The sequence below is a fragment of the Rhizobium sp. C104 genome, assembly GCF_022354505.1.
Lineage (GTDB): Bacteria > Pseudomonadota > Alphaproteobacteria > Rhizobiales > Rhizobiaceae > Rhizobium > Rhizobium redzepovicii.
On the sequence record NZ_CP092348.1, the window covers coordinates 3927094 to 3943579 of the forward strand.

At 61.7% G+C, this 16486-nt stretch carries 13 protein-coding genes and 2 pseudogenes; 9 read left to right on the forward strand and 6 right to left on the reverse strand.

All coding sequences use genetic code 11. The features are described from left to right. Positions 1 to 14: 14 nt before the first annotated feature. The 3 genes from MF410_RS20480 (at position 15) to MF410_RS20490 (ending at position 2758) form a co-directional block, all read left to right on the forward strand. Positions 15 to 968 (forward strand): ABC transporter substrate-binding protein, encoded by a 954-nt coding sequence (locus tag MF410_RS20480; RefSeq protein ID WP_239620003.1) that lies wholly within the window; start codon positions 15 to 17, stop codon positions 966 to 968. Between the two features lie 120 nt (positions 969 to 1088). Then, the gene (locus MF410_RS20485; RefSeq protein ID WP_239620005.1) at positions 1089 to 1967 is read left to right on the forward strand and encodes an ABC transporter permease; all 879 of its coding nucleotides are present in this window, start codon (positions 1089 to 1091) and stop codon (positions 1965 to 1967) included. Further along, a complete protein-coding gene (locus tag MF410_RS20490; RefSeq protein WP_097624939.1) occupies positions 1964 to 2758 on the forward strand; it encodes an ABC transporter ATP-binding protein in 795 nt (264 codons plus the stop codon). The genes MF410_RS20485 and MF410_RS20490 overlap by 4 nt, the downstream gene beginning before the upstream one ends. A 45-nt stretch (positions 2759 to 2803) precedes the next feature. Here the strand turns inward: MF410_RS20490 and MF410_RS20495 are convergent. Next, positions 2804 to 3444 (reverse strand): annotated as a pseudogene (locus tag MF410_RS20495) (LysE family translocator). Between the two features lie 184 nt (positions 3445 to 3628). Next, positions 3629 to 4480, reverse strand: coding sequence for an SDR family NAD(P)-dependent oxidoreductase (locus MF410_RS20500; protein WP_097625141.1), 852 nt, complete (start codon positions 4478 to 4480; stop codon positions 3629 to 3631). 176 nt (positions 4481 to 4656) lie between these two features. On the opposite strand from MF410_RS20500, the gene MF410_RS20505 reads away from it, so the two are divergent. Then, positions 4657 to 5880: an argininosuccinate synthase gene (locus tag MF410_RS20505; RefSeq protein ID WP_097624937.1), complete on the forward strand. Its 1224-nt coding sequence runs from the start codon at positions 4657 to 4659 to the stop codon at positions 5878 to 5880. Positions 5881 to 5952: 72 nt separating this feature from the next. On the opposite strand, the gene MF410_RS20510 is transcribed toward MF410_RS20505, so the two are convergent. Next, positions 5953 to 7164, reverse strand: a complete 1212-nt coding sequence (locus tag MF410_RS20510; RefSeq protein WP_097624936.1) for an adenylosuccinate synthetase — start codon at positions 7162 to 7164, stop codon at positions 5953 to 5955. A 148-nt stretch (positions 7165 to 7312) separates the two neighbouring features. Next, entirely contained in the window at positions 7313 to 8215 is a 903-nt protein-coding gene (locus MF410_RS20515; protein ID WP_097624935.1) for a hypothetical protein, read from the reverse strand. Between the two features lie 171 nt (positions 8216 to 8386). Between MF410_RS20515 and MF410_RS20520 the strand changes: the two genes are divergently transcribed. Beyond that, positions 8387 to 9055 carry an NUDIX hydrolase gene (locus MF410_RS20520; protein ID WP_097624934.1) on the forward strand — a complete coding sequence of 223 codons (669 nt, stop codon included), beginning with the start codon at positions 8387 to 8389 and terminating at the stop codon, positions 9053 to 9055. Positions 9056 to 9073: 18 nt separating this feature from the next. On the opposite strand, the pseudogene MF410_RS20525 reads toward MF410_RS20520, so the two are convergent. Continuing rightward, positions 9074 to 10042 (reverse strand): annotated as a pseudogene (locus tag MF410_RS20525) (DMT family transporter). 250 nt (positions 10043 to 10292) lie between these two features. Here MF410_RS20525 and MF410_RS20530 point away from each other — a divergent pair. Then, the gene (locus MF410_RS20530; RefSeq protein WP_097624933.1) at positions 10293 to 10934 is read left to right on the forward strand and encodes a LysE family translocator; all 642 of its coding nucleotides are present in this window, start codon (positions 10293 to 10295) and stop codon (positions 10932 to 10934) included. 1 nt (position 10935) lies between these two features. Here MF410_RS20530 and MF410_RS20535 read toward each other — a convergent pair whose 3' ends face one another. Continuing rightward, a complete protein-coding gene (locus MF410_RS20535) occupies positions 10936 to 11367 on the reverse strand; it encodes a hypothetical protein (RefSeq protein ID WP_097624932.1) in 432 nt (143 codons plus the stop codon). Positions 11368 to 11572: 205 nt separating this feature from the next. Between MF410_RS20535 and MF410_RS20540 the strand changes: the two genes are divergently transcribed. From MF410_RS20540 to MF410_RS20550, 3 genes are all read left to right on the forward strand, one after another. Continuing rightward, the gene (locus MF410_RS20540; protein ID WP_097624931.1) at positions 11573 to 13660 is read left to right on the forward strand and encodes a M3 family metallopeptidase; all 2088 of its coding nucleotides are present in this window, start codon (positions 11573 to 11575) and stop codon (positions 13658 to 13660) included. 156 nt (positions 13661 to 13816) lie between these two features. Next, a complete protein-coding gene (gene typA, locus MF410_RS20545) occupies positions 13817 to 15637 on the forward strand; it encodes a translational GTPase TypA (protein ID WP_097624930.1) in 1821 nt (606 codons plus the stop codon). Positions 15638 to 15835: 198 nt separating this feature from the next. Beyond that, on the forward strand, positions 15836 to 16342 hold the full coding sequence (locus MF410_RS20550; protein WP_097624929.1) for a GNAT family N-acetyltransferase: 507 nt from the start codon (positions 15836 to 15838) through the stop codon (positions 16340 to 16342). Positions 16343 to 16486: the final 144 nt, after the last annotated feature.

A 16486-nucleotide genomic window follows, 5' to 3' on the forward strand; every position in this document is an offset into this window, starting at 1 on the left:
TCAGGAGGATACAAATGCGCCCGATTCTGCTCGCTCTTGCCGCCAGTTTGGCCCTTTCCCTGCCCGCAAAGGCTGACAACGTCACGGTCGCCGTGACGGCAATCGTCGAGCATCCGGCGCTGGATGCGGCCCGCAAGGGCGTTCTCGATGCGCTGACGGCCGCCGGCTATAAGGAGGGCGAGAACCTGAAATTCGTGTTCGAGTTGGCGCAGGGCAATCCGGCGACGGCAGCTCAGATCGCCCGCCAGTTTGCCGGCGACGAGCCGAATGTCATCGTGCCGATCTCCACGCCCTCTGCTCAGGCGGTCGTCTCCTCGACGCGCGACATTCCGGTCGTCTTCACAGCGGTCTCCGACCCGCTCGGCGCTCAGCTCGTCAAGAACATGGACAAACCAGGCGGCAACGTCACCGGCCTTTCCGACATGTCGCCGGTCGCCGAGCATCTGGCGCTGATCAAGGAAATCCTGCCCGATGTGAAAACCATCGGCTATCTCTACAATTCCGGTGAGGCCAATTCCGTTTCGCTGCTTGCCGTGCTGAAGGCCGAAGCCGAAAAGGCGGGCCTGAAGGTTGTGGAATCAGCCGCCACCAAGTCGGCCGAGGTCCAGGGCGCGGCCCGCGCCCTCGTCGGCCGCGCCGATGCGATCTACATCCCGACCGACAACACGATCATCTCCGCACTCGAAGGCGCCGTCGCGGTTGCCGAAGAAAGCAAGCTGCCGCTCTTCACCGCCGATACGGATTCGGTTTCGCGCGGTTCGGTCGCCGCCCTCGGCTTCAACTATTACGATGTCGGGAAGCAGACTGGCGAGATCGTCGTGCGGGTGCTGAAGGGCGAAAACCCGGGCGATATCGCGGTCAAGACCGCTGCCGGCAGCGACCTCGTCGTCAACAAGGCGGCGGCGGCCAAGATGGGCGTCACTCTGCCCGAGAGCGTGCTTTCCCGCGCCAACAAGGTCATCGAATAATCGGCCGTCGTTCGATCGACCATTCACATTCAGCCGCTCCCGTTTGCGCGGGGGCGGCTGAAGTATTAAAAAGCTGCGGTTTCGCGACGGGCGGAACGGTAACAAAAGGGGCTGAAAGCCTTGAGCCAAATCGCATTTTGGGGGGCCGTCGAGCTCGGTCTGGTCTATTCCTTCGTCGCTCTCGGCGTCTATCTCGCCTTCCGCATTCTCGACTTTCCCGATCTGACTGTCGACGGCTCGTTTCCGCTTGGTGCAGCGGTGACCGCGGTGCTGATCATTGCCGGCGTCAATGCCTGGCTTGCGGCTGTGGTCGCGATGGCGGCGGGTGCGGCCGCGGGCATGGTGACGGCGCTGCTCAACGTGCGCTTCAAGATCCTCAATCTGCTCGCCTCGATCCTGACGATGATCGCGCTGTTTTCCGTCAATCTGCGCGTGATGGGCAAACCCAACGTCGCCCTCATCAATGCCGATACGATGATCAGCCCGTTCTTCGGCCATGGCCTGCGCGATTTCTACGTGCGGCCGCTCTTCGTCGTCGTTCTCGTGATCGTCGCCCTCGTCCTGGTCTGGCGCTTCCTGGAAAGCGATGCCGGGCTTGCCATGCGGGCGACCGGCGCCAATGCGCGGATGGCCCGGGCGCAGGGTGTCGATACCAGCCGGCAGATCTATCTCGGCATGGCGATCTCGAATGCGCTGGTGGCGTTCGGCGGTGCGCTGTTTGCCCAGACCAACGGCTTTGCCGACGTCACCTCGGGTGTCGGCACGATCGTCGTCGGTCTGGCCGCCGTCATCATCGGCGAGACGCTGCTTGGTCGCCGCGGCCTGTTGATCGCGTTGATCGGCTGCGTGCTCGGCTCGATCCTCTATCGCATTGCGATCCAGCTGGCGCTGTCCAGCGACGTCATCGGCCTGCAGGCCTCCGACCTCAATTTCGTGACGGCAGTGCTGGTCACCGTGGCGCTCATCCTTCCCCGTCTTCGCGGAGGTGCTGCATCATGATCAGCGTCAAGGACATCAAGGTCGTTTTCGGGCGCGGTACGCCGCTGCAGAAGCAGGCGCTGAACGGTGTCAGCCTGACCATCGAGCAGGGCTCCTTCGTTACCGTCATCGGCTCCAACGGCGCCGGCAAATCGACGCTGCTCGGCGTGCTCGCCGGCGATGTCCTGCCGAGCGAGGGGCAGGTGCTGATCGGCAAGAACGAGGTGACGCGCAAGTCGACGGCATCACGCGCCGGTCTCGTCGCGCGGGTCTTCCAAGATCCGCTGACGGGAAGCTGCGGTTCGCTGTCGATCGAGGAAAATCTTGCTCTGGCCGCCCGCCGCGGCGAGAAGCGCGGACTTGCGCCGGCGCTCGGGGGCAGCAGGCGCGACTATTTCCGCGAGCGGATCGCCGAACTCAATCTCGGGCTGGAAAACCGGCTGAAGGACCGCATGGATCTGCTATCCGGCGGGCAGCGTCAGGCGGTTTCGCTCGTCATGGCCACACTTGCCGGCTCGGAAGTGCTGCTGCTCGACGAACATACGGCCGCACTCGACCCTGGGATGGCGGAATTCGTGATGAACCTGACGCAGAAGATCGTGGCCGAGCGCAAGCTGACGACGATGATGGTGACGCATTCGATGCGCCAGGCGCTGGACTATGGCCATCGCACGATCATGCTGCATGGCGGCGAGATCGTTCTCGATGTCGCGGGCGACAACAGAAAGAACCTGCAGGTCGAGGATCTGATCGCGATGTTCCGCAAGATGCGCGGCCAGACGCTCGACGACGATGCTTTGCTGATCGGCTAGCGCTGACAGCGTGCTGATCGGCTAATTGGCCTGACATGGTGCTGATCATCTGGCCTGCGTGAGCAGGATTTTCGCGGCGAAGATCGAGAAGACGCCGGCGAAGGTATAGTCCATGCCGCGCAGCACCTTTCTGTTGTTCTGCAGCCAGGAAGCCAGCCAGTCGGCGGCGAAGATCACGCTGGCATTGACGGGCATGCCGATCAGAATGAAGCAAAGCCCGAGGAACAGCAGCTTCTGCGTGACGGCGGGATCGCCGGCGCTGACGAATTGCGGCAGGAAGGTCATGAAGAAAATAATGACCTTGGGGTTCAGAAGATTGACCCAGAAGCCAGACGAGATGTTCGAAAGCACTGTGCCCTTCTGTTCCTCGACCTTGGCGACGGTGAGCTTCGAGCCGAAGCGGATCGCCTGCACCGCCAGCCAGAGCAGATAGCCGGCGCCGCCGGTTTTCAGGATCAGGAAGGCGCTCGGCGAGGCAGTGATCAGCGCCGAAATGCCGAAGGCGACCAGCATGGTGTGAACGACGATGCCGAGACTGGTGCCGACCACGACGAAGAGTGCTGCATACTTGCCCTGGGCGAGCGCGCGACTGATCGACAGCGTCATGTCGGGGCCGGGGTCGCCGCGAGCAGCAGCGTCGCGGCGGCAAAGCCGAGCAGCGTCGGCAGGCTGGGCAGGAAATCCATGGCACACTCCGAAAGCCGGAAAGACCTGACGATCTCTTATCCGGCTTTCGGAAAATTACCAATCAAACCTTCTCATGCGCGTCGCATGAAGCTTGATTCATGCGACGCGCACTCGCTGTTTGTTTTGTGCATATCGTTCTCCCGGAACCGCTGCACACGTCCTGATGATATGCAGTGCCGCCGATCACTTCTGTTCGAGGAAGGCCTTGAACTTATCGGCATAGTCCTTGTGCCAGCGCGACAGCGGCGGGCGATTCTCGATGATGTCGCCGGCCGCCCAGGCCATTCGGCGTTCGTCGACCGGCCGGGCCACATCGTTGTCGGGGCAGAGGATATAGAAATCGCCGCGCTCGAGGCTTTCGACCATGAAGTCGACGGTCTGCTCCGGTGTCCAGGCGCCGGCCGGTTTTTCCGCGCGGTCGCCCTTGGTGAGGCCGGTGAAGACGAAGCCGGGGATCAGAAGATGGGCGGAGATCTTGCCGCCGTCGATGTTGCGAAGCTCATGCTCCAGCGCTTCGGTAAAGACCTTCACGCCCGATTTGGAGATATTGTAGGCGGGATTGCCGGGCGGCGTGGTGATGCCCTGTTTCGAACCGGTGTTGATGATCAGGCCGGGCTCGCCGTGCGACAGCATCTTCGGGCCGAAGGTGCGCGTGCCGTTGATGACGCCCATCAGGTTGACGGCGAAGATATGGTCCCAGTTGGCCTGTGGGCTGAAGATCGAGGTTTCCGGGCCGATGCCGGCATTGTTCATCAGCACGTGCACGCGGCCGAAACGCTGGAGCACGGCACGTTCGAGCGCCTCCAGCGAGTCCCTGGATGCGACGTCGGTTTCGACCGCCATCACATTTTCCTCGCCGGCAATGGCCTTGAGTTGGTCGGCGGCCTCGGCCAGCCGATCGCCGCCGAGATCGGCGATGGCGACGCTCATGCCGCGCCCGGCGAAATATTTCGCCGCCGCCAGGCCGATGCCGGACGCCCCGCCGGTGACGACGGCAACATTGGATTTCTTGAAAATGTCTTGAATATTGGTCACGGGGAGCCCCTCCTCGATCATTGCTCGGACGTTGGCGAATATGGGCTCCGCTTTGGCGCTGTCAACGCTATCGCGCCGGCGGCTTGGCACTTGCCCTTGCGTCACGCGCCAATCTCGCTAAAAGTGCCGCGACACCGGGTTTTCGCCGGCCTTTTTATGCAACGGACCTCATCATCATGGCATCATACAAAGACGTGAAGAAAGTCGTTCTCGCCTATTCCGGCGGCCTCGACACCTCGATCATCCTGAAGTGGCTGCAGACGGAACTCGGCGCCGAAGTCGTCACCTTCACCGCCGATCTCGGCCAGGGCGAAGAGCTGGAGCCGGCGCGCAAGAAAGCCGAGATGCTCGGCATCAAGGAGATCTACATCGAGGATGTGCGCGAGGAATTCGTGCGCGATTTCGTCTTCCCGATGTTCCGTGCCAATGCCGTTTACGAAGGCGTCTACCTGCTCGGCACCTCGATCGCCCGGCCGCTGATTTCCAAACATCTGATCGATATCGCCCGCAAGACGGGTGCGGATGCGATCGCCCACGGCGCCACCGGCAAGGGCAACGACCAGGTTCGTTTCGAACTCTCAGCCTATGCCCTGAACCCCGACATCAAGATCATCGCGCCGTGGCGCGATTGGTCCTTCAAGAGCCGCACCGACCTGCTCGCCTTCGCCGAACAGCATCAGATCCCCGTCGCCAAGGACAAGAAGGGCGAGGCGCCATTCTCCGTCGACGCCAACCTTCTGCATTCCTCTTCCGAGGGCAAGGTTCTCGAGGACCCCGCCCAGGAGGCGCCGGAATATGTGCATATGCGCACGATCTCGCCTGAGGCCGCGCCCGACAAGGCGACGGTGATAAAGGTCGGCTTCCGCAAGGGCGATGCCGTCTCGATCAACGGCGTCGAGATGTCGCCGGCGACGCTGCTGGCAACGCTCAACAATTACGGCCGCGACAACGGCATCGGCCGTCTCGACCTCGTCGAGAACCGTTTCGTCGGCATGAAGTCGCGCGGCGTTTACGAAACGCCCGGCGGCACGATCCTGCTCTCGGCGCATCGCGCCATCGAATCGATCACGCTCGATCGCGGGGCTGCGCATCTCAAGGACGAGATCATGCCGCGTTACGCCGAGCTGATCTATTACGGCTTCTGGTTCTCGCCGGAGCGCGAGATGCTGCAGGCACTGATCGACAAGAGCCAGGAGCATGTCGAAGGCGAAGTGACGCTGAAGCTCTACAAAGGCAATGTCATGGTCATTGGCCGCGAAAGCGAAAAGTCGCTCTATTCCGACAAGCTCGTCACCTTCGAGGACGATCAGGGCGCCTACGACCAGAAGGACGCAGCCGGCTTCATCAAGCTCAACGCGTTGCGCCTGCGCACGCTCGGGAAGCGCAACCTCGCGAAGTAAATCCCGGGTTCGCTTTCGAACTGGTTGGAGCCCGCCGGCATTGCCGCGCGGGCTCTATTTATTGCCGGTGATTCACGCGGCAGCTGCATCCAAGCACGGCCTGACGTCACCGCGACTCGGTCCCCAGCTTTCGGCCCAGAGCGGCAGGCCGACAAGACCGGCTATCTCAGACGCGGCTTTCGCAGGATCAAGCCGTATCAGCTCTTCGCAATCCGTCACGGCAAACCCGTCCTCCGCCTGATCGAGGCAGGTCACCGTCAGTCCGGCTCTAACCGTGGTACCGTTGCGGTCCACCGTCAGATCGCGGGTTATGGCCTCACGCAACAGGCCGAGATCAAGCGGGGCGAGCCTCAGGCACCCTTGCCACTCGTTCGGCGCGTTGGTGGGGTCGACGACATTGACGCCGGGAAGTGTCGGAGTTTCCCCCTTGAGGGGGCCTGCGCCGTGCCGGGTGGTGTAGCAGCGTGTCGCATATGTTGCTTCGAGTTCGGTGATGCCGGCTTCGGCTGCAATAGCGAGCATATTGGCGAGCCCGGTATTCGAGCGGGTGACGTGGGGGAAGGCGCCACAATCCTGATCGAGCCCGAGGCCCTGCGCCGCCTCGAAAATGACGGCACCGCGTTCGCACAGCCGTCGGTCGGGCCAGAGCGTGACGCAGTCGAGATAGGCGGCGCAATCGGCCTCGAAGCGGGCGATGGTGGTGTCGTCGGGCAGCGCGGCGGCCAGTTCTGCGGGCAGGGCGGTGATGCCGAGCGCGGCCAGCCGGATAGGCACCCAGGCATCGCGGATCGAAACAAGGCGGGCGTGCAGATCGGGGCGGAACAGATCCTTGGTCGAGAGGGCGAAATCCGGGTGCAGATTGCGCTCGATGGTCTCGCCGAAGCCGAGGCCGCAGCTGCCGTGACGGGCAGTGCCGCGCGCCAGCTCCAAGGCCTGGTTGATGATGACGTCGAAGGGCGTGGTGATCGGTGCCCGCGGGTCGCTGCTGATCTCAGGCCTCGCCCCGAGCTGGCTGAGATCCGCCAGCTCGCCGAGCAGCAGCATCGGATGGGCGACGAAAAAGCGGCTGAAATGCGTGGCGGCCCCGGCAAAGCTGCCCGAGCCGATGTGATGGAAGACATGGCGGCGGCCAGCGGGATCGACCACGGTGTGGCCGGCCTGAGCGCCGCCATTGCTGCGAACTACCACGGCCCTCGGCGTGGCCGCGGCAAGGCGATCGACCATCAGCCCCTTGCCTTCGTCGCCATAAAGCGCGCCGATCACGGCCTGTGCTCGAGTGCTCATCTTCTGCTCCTCAAAATGGTTCCCGGAGCGCGCCGGGCTTTTGTTCTCTACGATTTGGGGCCGGAGCGGTTCAGCTTTTTGTGGGTGCTCAGAACCGCTCCAACCTTTTGTTTTTAATCCCCCGGAAAGCGTCTCGCACTTTCCCGGCTTAGAAGAACGGCAATAGGCGCCGCTTCGGGCGTTCGCCGATGGCCTTGGCGACGACTGCGGCAGCCGCACCCGGCCAGCTGGCGGCCACCTCGCCGGCATCCCGGCCCTCGGTGATCTCGATGATCGACACCACCAGTTCGGCGATGCGCCTGTGGTCATCGAGCACGAAGGTCCGGCCTGGCAGCAAGGGCTGCCAGCTCGCCAGCACCCGATCGAGCCGCGCGGCTGCGTAACCCTCGCGGATGACGATGTGGAAGACCTCATAGGCTCTCTGCGCCATCGCCAGGCATTCTCGGGCGCTCAGACCGCGCGGCGGTTCGATGCCGAAGATGCGAGCGATCTGGTCGGCAGTCAGGCCATTGTGAACCGGCTCGTCGCCAATGGTGAAAAGATAGCCTTTGCGGCCGCGCCTCTCGAAGGCATCGGTCGAGGTTTTGAGGGCTGCCAGAAGGTGGGCGGCGCTGTAGCTCTCGCCGTCATTGCCGCCGCCATTGCCTTCGAGCCACAGGGCGCGGATCTGGCTGGCAAGCGAGATGTCGGCCTCGAACTGGGTGGCCTGCAGCGGTGCGGTATCGGTATACGCATCTCCGATCGCCGCCACCATGATATGCGGATCGGATACCGGCCGGCGGTCATAGATCTCCGATGTCAGTGTGATGAGCCCGCCGCGCATGAGCTCGTGGGCGATCATGCCCATCGAGCCGGTCACATCCGAGGCGAGAATAATCGGAGTCGACTGCGGATTGTAGCCGCTGTCGCGGCTCTCGCGGGTGGGAAAGCGCGCCGGATCGAACCGGGGGTCGATGCCGGTGGCGCCGAATACTTCGGATCGGCTGCGGCCATCCACATGGCGTGCGTTGTAGGCCGCCCAGTCGGCTGTGCTGAAACGTCCCATACCCATGGCATCACTCCTTTGCTGTTGCCTTGGCGATCAGGCTTGCAGGTTCTGCCCGCTGCCCTCGTTAGCAATCATATAGACTTGCAAATTGCATTTTGCAAATTGCTATTTGCAAATTGTTATTTTTATGATTGGCCGTTATGAAAGCCCGGAACGCTCACCAGAAAGATGCCAATGGCAGAAGCTGAATTCGCGCGGCCGATCGTGACGGTCGACATCGTCTTGCTGACGCTGCACCAAGGACGATTATGCGTGGCCTTGCTGCCGCGGCCCGCCGAGCCCTTTGCCGGCGTTCCGGCGCTGATCGGCGGCTATCTGCACGTTGACGAGGACGCCGATGCGGAGTCGGCGGTGCGGCGCATCCTCAAGGCCAAGGCAGGGCTTGAGGGCATTTTCTTCGAACAGCTGGCGACCTTCGCTTCGGCGCGGCGAGATCCTCGCGACTGGTCGGTATCGATCGCCTATTTTGCGCTGGTCCCGCAGGGAGCGTTGGAGGGTGCCGCCAGCCCCCTGGAATTGCGGCCGGTCGAGACCGCAGGCGAACTGCCCTTCGACCATCAGGAGATCGTCATCGCCGCGCTGGCGCGGCTGCGCGGCAAGGGCGCCTACTCGACCATTCCGGCAAGGCTGCTTCCCGAGGTCTTCACGATGTCGGAACTGCAGGCAATCTATGAGACGGTGATGGGCGAGCGGCTGGACCAAAGCGCCTTTCGCCGCAAGGTCAACGATCTTGATCTGCTCGAAGTGGTCGAGGGCGAAAAACGACAGACCGAGCGGGCCCGGCGACCGACGACGCTCTATCGGCTGAAGACGCCGGTCGCTGTGTTCGATCGAAGAATTTGAGTGGCCAGCGTCCAGAGATCACTCCTGCGCAAGCAATGTCCTTACCGGGGCAAATAGGCGAGCATAGAAAATTCGTACTGACAGAACAACGCCAGCGATCAGGACTACCACCCCAGCGACTTCGATCGGTGTTGGCCAACGAGCGTGCACGATAAGTCCGCCGATGACACCGAAGGCTGTTTCCGAAACGATCAGCTGCGCAGCCAGGGCAACGGGCAGGCTGCGTCAGGCAATGTTCCAGGCCCAGACGCCGCCTGCGGTTGCCAGCAGCGCGAAAGACGCACCCCAAACATACAAGTTGCCGGCGGCACTCCAGCCGAATCCCAGTGCTGGAAGCTGGAAGAGGTCCATTGCGGCACCGACGGGATAGAAGGCCAGCATCAAGACGCCACCTCCGACCAATATCAGGGCCGACCACACACCGGAGGGCATTTCCGGGCGAGCGGCGAGTGCAGCCTGATTGGTGAGAGCGAACCAGACCCAAAGTCCCACGGCAGCGAGCGCCAGCGGCACGCCAACCCACAAGGATTCGACGGAGTTCAATCCCTGAGCCGTGAATGCCGTGCCGTTGACGAGGATAAGGCCGGCCAGCACAAGCGCCAAAGGCGCCATGAGGGACCGCCACGGCAATGATCCCTGACGTCGATTGCCAATGACCATCAACACGATCGGCACCAGACCGAGAAAGGCCGGAGCGATCACGGGGCCGGCAAAGACGGCTGCTCCCGTCACCGTCAGGAAGTAACCGACATATCCGATGAAGGCGAGCCAGATGGCCTGTAAACAGTTCCGAAGTGTGAGATGGCGCACGACGCGCTTTTCCGAAAACAGAATGTATAGCCCGACCAGACCCGAGACAACATGACGGATGAGGGCGAAATCAAAGGTGGAATAATCACCGATGATGAAGGGAACAACAAAGTTGAGCGAAAAGGCAAAGGCCGCAAACAGAGCGGCTGACACGCCGATATAGAAGAGTCTGTCCATCATGTTCACCCTCTTGAAGTTGCGTCACTTTAGCCTTCGACCTCGGTGATGCCGGCAGTCGGTTGGCAATCAAGGGAAAGCCTTGATCGAATGGGCGAAATTTACTTGCCGAAAGCCCAGGCCGGTACCCAGCGAAAATGAGAACCACCCTCTCGATGCTCATCCATGCCGCTTTACATCGCCATTTAACCGCCCTTGACGGATACCCGGGATGGCTTACTCTGCCGCGGTCATCCTCCGGAGCATCTCCATGACTCAGTCCCTGGTCTTCGGCGCCTTCCTGGCGGCGCTCTTCTACGTGCTCATTCCGGGACCGGCCTTTCTGCAGCTGCTCGGCATCGGTGCCGGGCAGGGCCGCAAGGCCGGCGCTTTTTTCATGATGGGGCATCTGGTCGGGGATCTCATCTGGTCGTCACTGGCGCTGATCGCGATCGTCGGCGCCAAGACCATCGGAACCTTCGTCTTCGACCTGCTCGGCCTTGCCTGCGGCTTCTACCTTGCCTGGATCGGCTGGAGCGCCGTCAATGCCAAGCCGAAAGCCGAGGGACAGGCTCTGGTGGTGGTCGAGCGGCCGTTTCGCCGCGGGCTGATCTTCGGCGTCACCAATCCAAAGGGCTATCCCGTGGCGCTCGCCACCTTCACCGCACTGGTCGCGGGCTCGGCCGGGGCGCTTGATTTCGAGGCCTTGCCGATGCTTCTCTGCGTGTCCTTCGTCGGTTTCGTGACGGCCGACATCATCCTGATCGGCATCATCGGCGCCGGCGCGGTTCGCCGCTTCTATCGCGCCCATGAGCGGCTGATCGTGCGCTGCTCCGGCGTCCTCTTCATGGGGTTTGCCGCACAGGCACTCTGGCACGCAACGCCCGGCCTCATCGGCTGGCGCAAGGCCTGATTCAACTATCCAGGAAATCGACGATCGATTTCAGCGTCTGGACTTCATCGGGATCGCCGATCGATGTGGCGATCTGCAACTGACTTTTGTAATAATCGAGAAAGTTGAAGCTCGTGCCGTCGGTGACGCTGGAGAGGTCGATGACGTTGCCGAGCGGATCGATCGCGTGCATCGGCAGAGGCTCGGAGATCGCAGCGTAGGTGTTCTGATCGATCACGCCGCTGTCGAAACTCTGACGCGCGTAGTTGCGCAGTTCACCAGGGCTGACCGCAGTGAAATCCGGACTTTCATCACTATTGTCGTCGATCTGGAACGGGGCCGGGGCGGGAGCTCGGGTCTCGAATTCAATATCAGAGGTCTTCGAACTTTTTGCGTTATTAGGGTTGTTTTTAAATAGCAAACTCTGAGAAGACCGCACAGAAAAAATTTCCATGGCGCATGTCCCCGTGCAGGAAGAAACATGGGAAAACTAGCGCCCGCCCGTGATTCGCGTCAATCGTTAAAGAATGGTTAATTTTCGCGCGTCAATTTTTGTCCACCAGATTTTGCAGGCGAGGCAAAAGGTCCTTGCCGCATACCAATTCTACGACAGCTCTCCTATATTGACGAACCCGTGCATGCCAAAAAGGAATTCTCCGATGCCTTCTCCCCATGATTTCAATCCGGCGCTGGTGACTTGGGACGGCCTTCACGGCCTGCCGCGTTTCGATGCTGTCGATGACGGCGATTTCGCCGCCGCCTTCGAAGCGGCGCTTGCCGCCCATGAACGGGAGATCGACGAGATCGCCGAAAATGCCGAGGCGCCGACATTCGACAATACGGTCACGGCGCTGGAGATCGCCGGCGATGCACTGTCGCGCGTTTCGGCGCTGTTCTGGAACAAGGCGGGCGCGCATACCAATGATGTGATCCAGGCGCTGGAGCGGGAGATCTCGCCGAAGATGTCGCGCCACTATTCGAAGATCGGCATGAATGCCGCGCTCTTTGCCCGCATCGACACGCTCTGGGAAAAACGCGAAAGCCTCGGCCTGACGCTCGAACAGACACGCGTGCTGGAGCGCCACTGGAAAGGCTTCGTCAAATCGGGCGCCAAGCTCGAGAAGGCCGAGCAGGAGAAACTCGCCGAGATGAATGAAAAGCTTGCCGGTCTCGGCACGCAATTCGGCCAGAACGTGCTTGCCGATGAGAAGGCCTGGGCCTTGGTGCTTTCCGATGGGGCCGAACTCGACGGGCTGCCGGCATTTCTGCGCGACGCGATGGCCGCGGCGGCGCGCGAACGCGGCGACGAGGGCAAATATGCGGTGACGCTGTCGCGCTCGATCATCGAGCCGTTCCTCACCTTTTCGGAGCGCCGCGATCTGCGCGAGCAGGCTTTCAAGGCTTGGGTGGCGCGCGGCGAAAATGACGGCGAAACGGACAATCGCGGCGTCATCAAGGAAACGCTGGCGCTGCGCCATCGGGTGGCGAGCCTGCTCGGTTACGGCAATTTCGCCGAGCTGAAGCTCGACAACACGATGGCAAAGACGGCGGAGGCGGTGAACGACCTGCTCAAAGCCGTCTGGGCGCGGGCGGTGAAACGTGCCGGCGAGGAGGAGGCCGATATCGCGGCGCTGATCGCCGAGGAGGGGCGTAACCACGAGGTGATGCCCTGGGACTGGCGCCATTACGCCGAAAAGATCAGGGCGCGGAAATTCGATTTTTCCGAAGCCGAGCTCAAGCCCTATCTGCAACTCGAGAAGATCATCGAGGCCTGCTTCGACGTGGCCCAACGGCTGTTCGGTATCCGCGCCGTCGAGAAGAAGGGCGTGGCCGCCTATCACCCGGATGTCAGGGTGTTTGAGATCCGGGACCGCGAAGACCGGCTGGTCGCCCTCTTCCTCGGCGATTATTTCGCCCGCGGCTCGAAACGATCGGGCGCTTGGATGAGCTCGCTGCAATCGCAGCACAGGCTCGAACTGAAGAATGGCCGCCACGGCGAGCTGCCAATCATCTACAATGTCTGCAACTTCGCCAAGCCGGCCGAGGGCAAACCGGCGCTGCTGTCGCTCGACGATGCGCGCACGCTGTTCCACGAATTCGGCCACGCGCTGCACGGCATGCTGTCGAATGTCACCTACCCCTCGGTCTCCGGCACCGGCGTTTCGCGCGATTTCGTCGAGCTTCCCTCACAGCTCTACGAGCACTGGCTGACAGTGCCCGCTATTTTGAAGCGTTATGCCGTGCATGTCGAAACCGGCGAGCCGATGCCGCAGGCGCTGCTCGACAAGGTGTTGGCCGCGCGCACTTTCAATGCCGGCTTCAACACCGTCGAGTTCACCTCGTCGGCGCTTGTTGATATGGCCTTTCACACGCGAGAGGCGGTCGCCGACCCGATGGCGGTGCAGGCCGAGGTGCTGGCCGAGATCGGCATGCCGAAGTCGATCGTCATGCGCCACGCGACGCCGCACTTCCAGCATATCTTCTCCGGCGGTTATTCGGCCGGCTATTACTCCTACATGTGGTCGGAGGTGCTCGACGCCGACGCCTTTGCCGCCTTCGAGGAGACGGGCGACGCCTTCAACGGCGAGATGGCGCGCAAGCTCAAGGAAAACATCTATTCCGTCGGCGGCTCGGTCGATCCGGAGGACGCCTACAAGGCTTTCCGCGGCAAGCTGCCGAGCCCGGATGCGATGCTGGTCAAAAAGGGACTTTCGACCTTCGAGGAATTGACAGGCAGCGACGCCTAAGACAATTTGATGACACGCTTCGATGCGGCATGGCGGCAGCCATGCCGCAGCTTTTGCGCGTTCCCCTCTTTCGCAAACGCAAAAAAACTGTATGGACGCCCCAAACCAATAGGCGCGTCCTCAAGAGCGTGCGCCGCAGCCTCAGAGATTTCACATATGGCACTTCGCAATATCGCGATCATCGCGCACGTTGACCATGGCAAGACGACCCTGGTGGATGAGCTTCTCAAGCAGTCCGGCTCGTTCCGCGAAAATCAGCGTGTCGCTGAACGCGTGATGGACTCGAACGATCTCGAAAAAGAACGCGGCATCACCATTCTCGCCAAGGCAACCTCGGTCGAGTGGAAAGGTGTGCGTATCAACATCGTCGATACGCCCGGCCACGCCGACTTCGGCGGTGAGGTCGAGCGCATTCTCTCGATGGTGGACGGCGCGATCGTTCTCGTCGATGCGTCCGAAGGCCCGATGCCGCAGACCAAGTTTGTCGTCGGCAAGGCGCTGAAGGTCGGCCTTCGCCCGATCGTCGCGATCAACAAGATCGACCGTCCGGACGGCCGCCACGAAGAAGTCATCAACGAAGTCTTCGATCTTTTCGCCAATCTCGACGCGACCGACGAGCAGCTCGACTTTCCGATCCTCTACGGTTCGGGCCGCGACGGCTGGATGAACGTCAATCCGGAAGGGCCGAAGGATGAGGGCCTTGCACCGCTTCTCGACCTGGTGCTCAAGCATGTTCCGGAGCCGACGGTCGAAGAAGGCCCGTTCCGGATGATCGGCACGATCCTCGAAGCCAACCCCTTCCTCGGCCGTATCATCACCGGCCGCATCGCATCGGGCTCGATCAAGCCGAACCAAGCCGTCAAGGTTCTCGGCCAGGACGGCAAGCTGATCGAAACCGGCCGCATCTCCAAGATCCTCGCCTTCCGCGGCATCGAGCGCACGGCAATCGACGAAGCCCATGCGGGCGACATCGTCGCGATCGCCGGCCTCTCCAAGGGTACTGTCGCCGATACGTTCTGCGACCCGGCCGTCTCGGAAGCCATGAAGGCCCAGCCGATCGACCCACCGACGGTCACCATGTCCTTCATCGTCAACGACAGCCCGCTGGCGGGCACCGAAGGCGACAAGGTGACCTCACGCGTCATCCGCGACCGTCTCTTCAAGGAAGCCGAAGGCAACGTCGCCCTGAAGATCGAAGAAGCCGAAGGCAAGGATTCGTTCTACGTGTCCGGCCGCGGCGAACTTCAGCTCGCCGTTCTCATCGAAACAATGCGTCGCGAAGGCTTCGAGCTTGCCGTGTCGCGACCGCGCGTCGTCATGCACAAGGATGAAAGCGGACAGCTTCTGGAGCCGATCGAAGAAGTCGTCGTCGACGTCGATGAAGAACATTCCGGTGTCGTCGTCCAGAAGATGTCCGAGCGCAAGGCCGAAATGGTCGAGCTGCGTCCGTCGGGCGGCAATCGCCTCCGCCTGCGTTTCTACGCACCGACCCGCGGCCTGATCGGCTACCAGTCGGAACTGCTGACGGATACGCGCGGCACGGCGATCATGAACCGCCTGTTCCACGACTACCAGCCCTACAAGGGCGTGATCGGTGGCCGCGTCAACGGCGTGCTGCTCGCCAATGCTCCCGGCGAAGCCGTCGCATATGCGATGTTCAACCTGGAAGACCGCGGCCCGATGATCATCGAGCCGGGTGAAAAGGTCTATGCCGGCATGATCATCGGCATCCATACGCGCGACAACGACCTTGAAGTGAATGTCCTGAAGGGCAAGCAGCTGACCAATATCCGCGCCGCCGGCAAGGACGAAGCCGTCAAGCTGACGCCGCCGATCCGCATGACGCTCGATCGTGCGCTTTCCTGGATCCAGGAAGACGAGCTGATGGAAGTGACGCCGAAGAATATTCGCCTGCGCAAGATGTATCTCGACGCAAACGATCGCAAGCGTTTCGAGAAGTCGAAAGCGGCTCTCTGAGAGCTTCAAAGCACCCTTTGAAACCCCGGCCTTCGTGCCGGGGTTTTTTATTGTGCGCCGCGCTGATTCCGACTTGTGACAATCGTTAAAAAAGCGTTAAATTTTATCTGTCGTCCACATATCAAGTCTGTGGGCAATCGATCACGATGCGCTGGCTGCATATGGTTAATTGCCTTCGGCGGGACCAGAGTAAACGTTATGAAGACGTTGTCGATCGATGTTCGGCGGGCCGAACCACACGATGCCCGAGCCATATCGGAAACGCACAGGCTTGCCTGGCAGCACACATACGCAGGCATTATCCCGCATCGGGCGCTGACGCAAATGATCGAACGCCGCGGTGAAAACTGGTGGCGCAAGGCGACGCGTGGACCGGCGACGCTCCTGGTTCTCGATGTCGCGGGAACGGTTGCCGGCTACGCGACGCTCGGTCTCAACCGCGCCCGCGCTTTGCCGCAGGAAGGCGAAATCTACGAGCTCTATCTTCGGCCGGAATATCAGGGCATCGGCCTCGGCCGAATGCTGTTCGGCGAGGCGCGCCGGCTGCTGAAGTCGCTCGGCTGCAACGGGCTGGTCGTCTGGTGCCTCGAGGAAAACGAGAGCGCCGGCCGGTTCTACCGCCATCACGGCGGTGTCGATTTCTGCGAAGGCATGGAAAATTTCGACCACAAGCAGCTGAAGAAAATCGGCTTCATCTGGAACTGACCGGCTAGGTCGGTAATCGCCTGCCCCTCTTCGAAAGTTTCGAGTTCTTTGCGCCGATGCCATCACGCATTGGTGATCTCAAATGTTGCGTTGCGAGATGAAACTGATTATCTGGCTGCGAGAAATTCAACCCCGCGGGAGTTC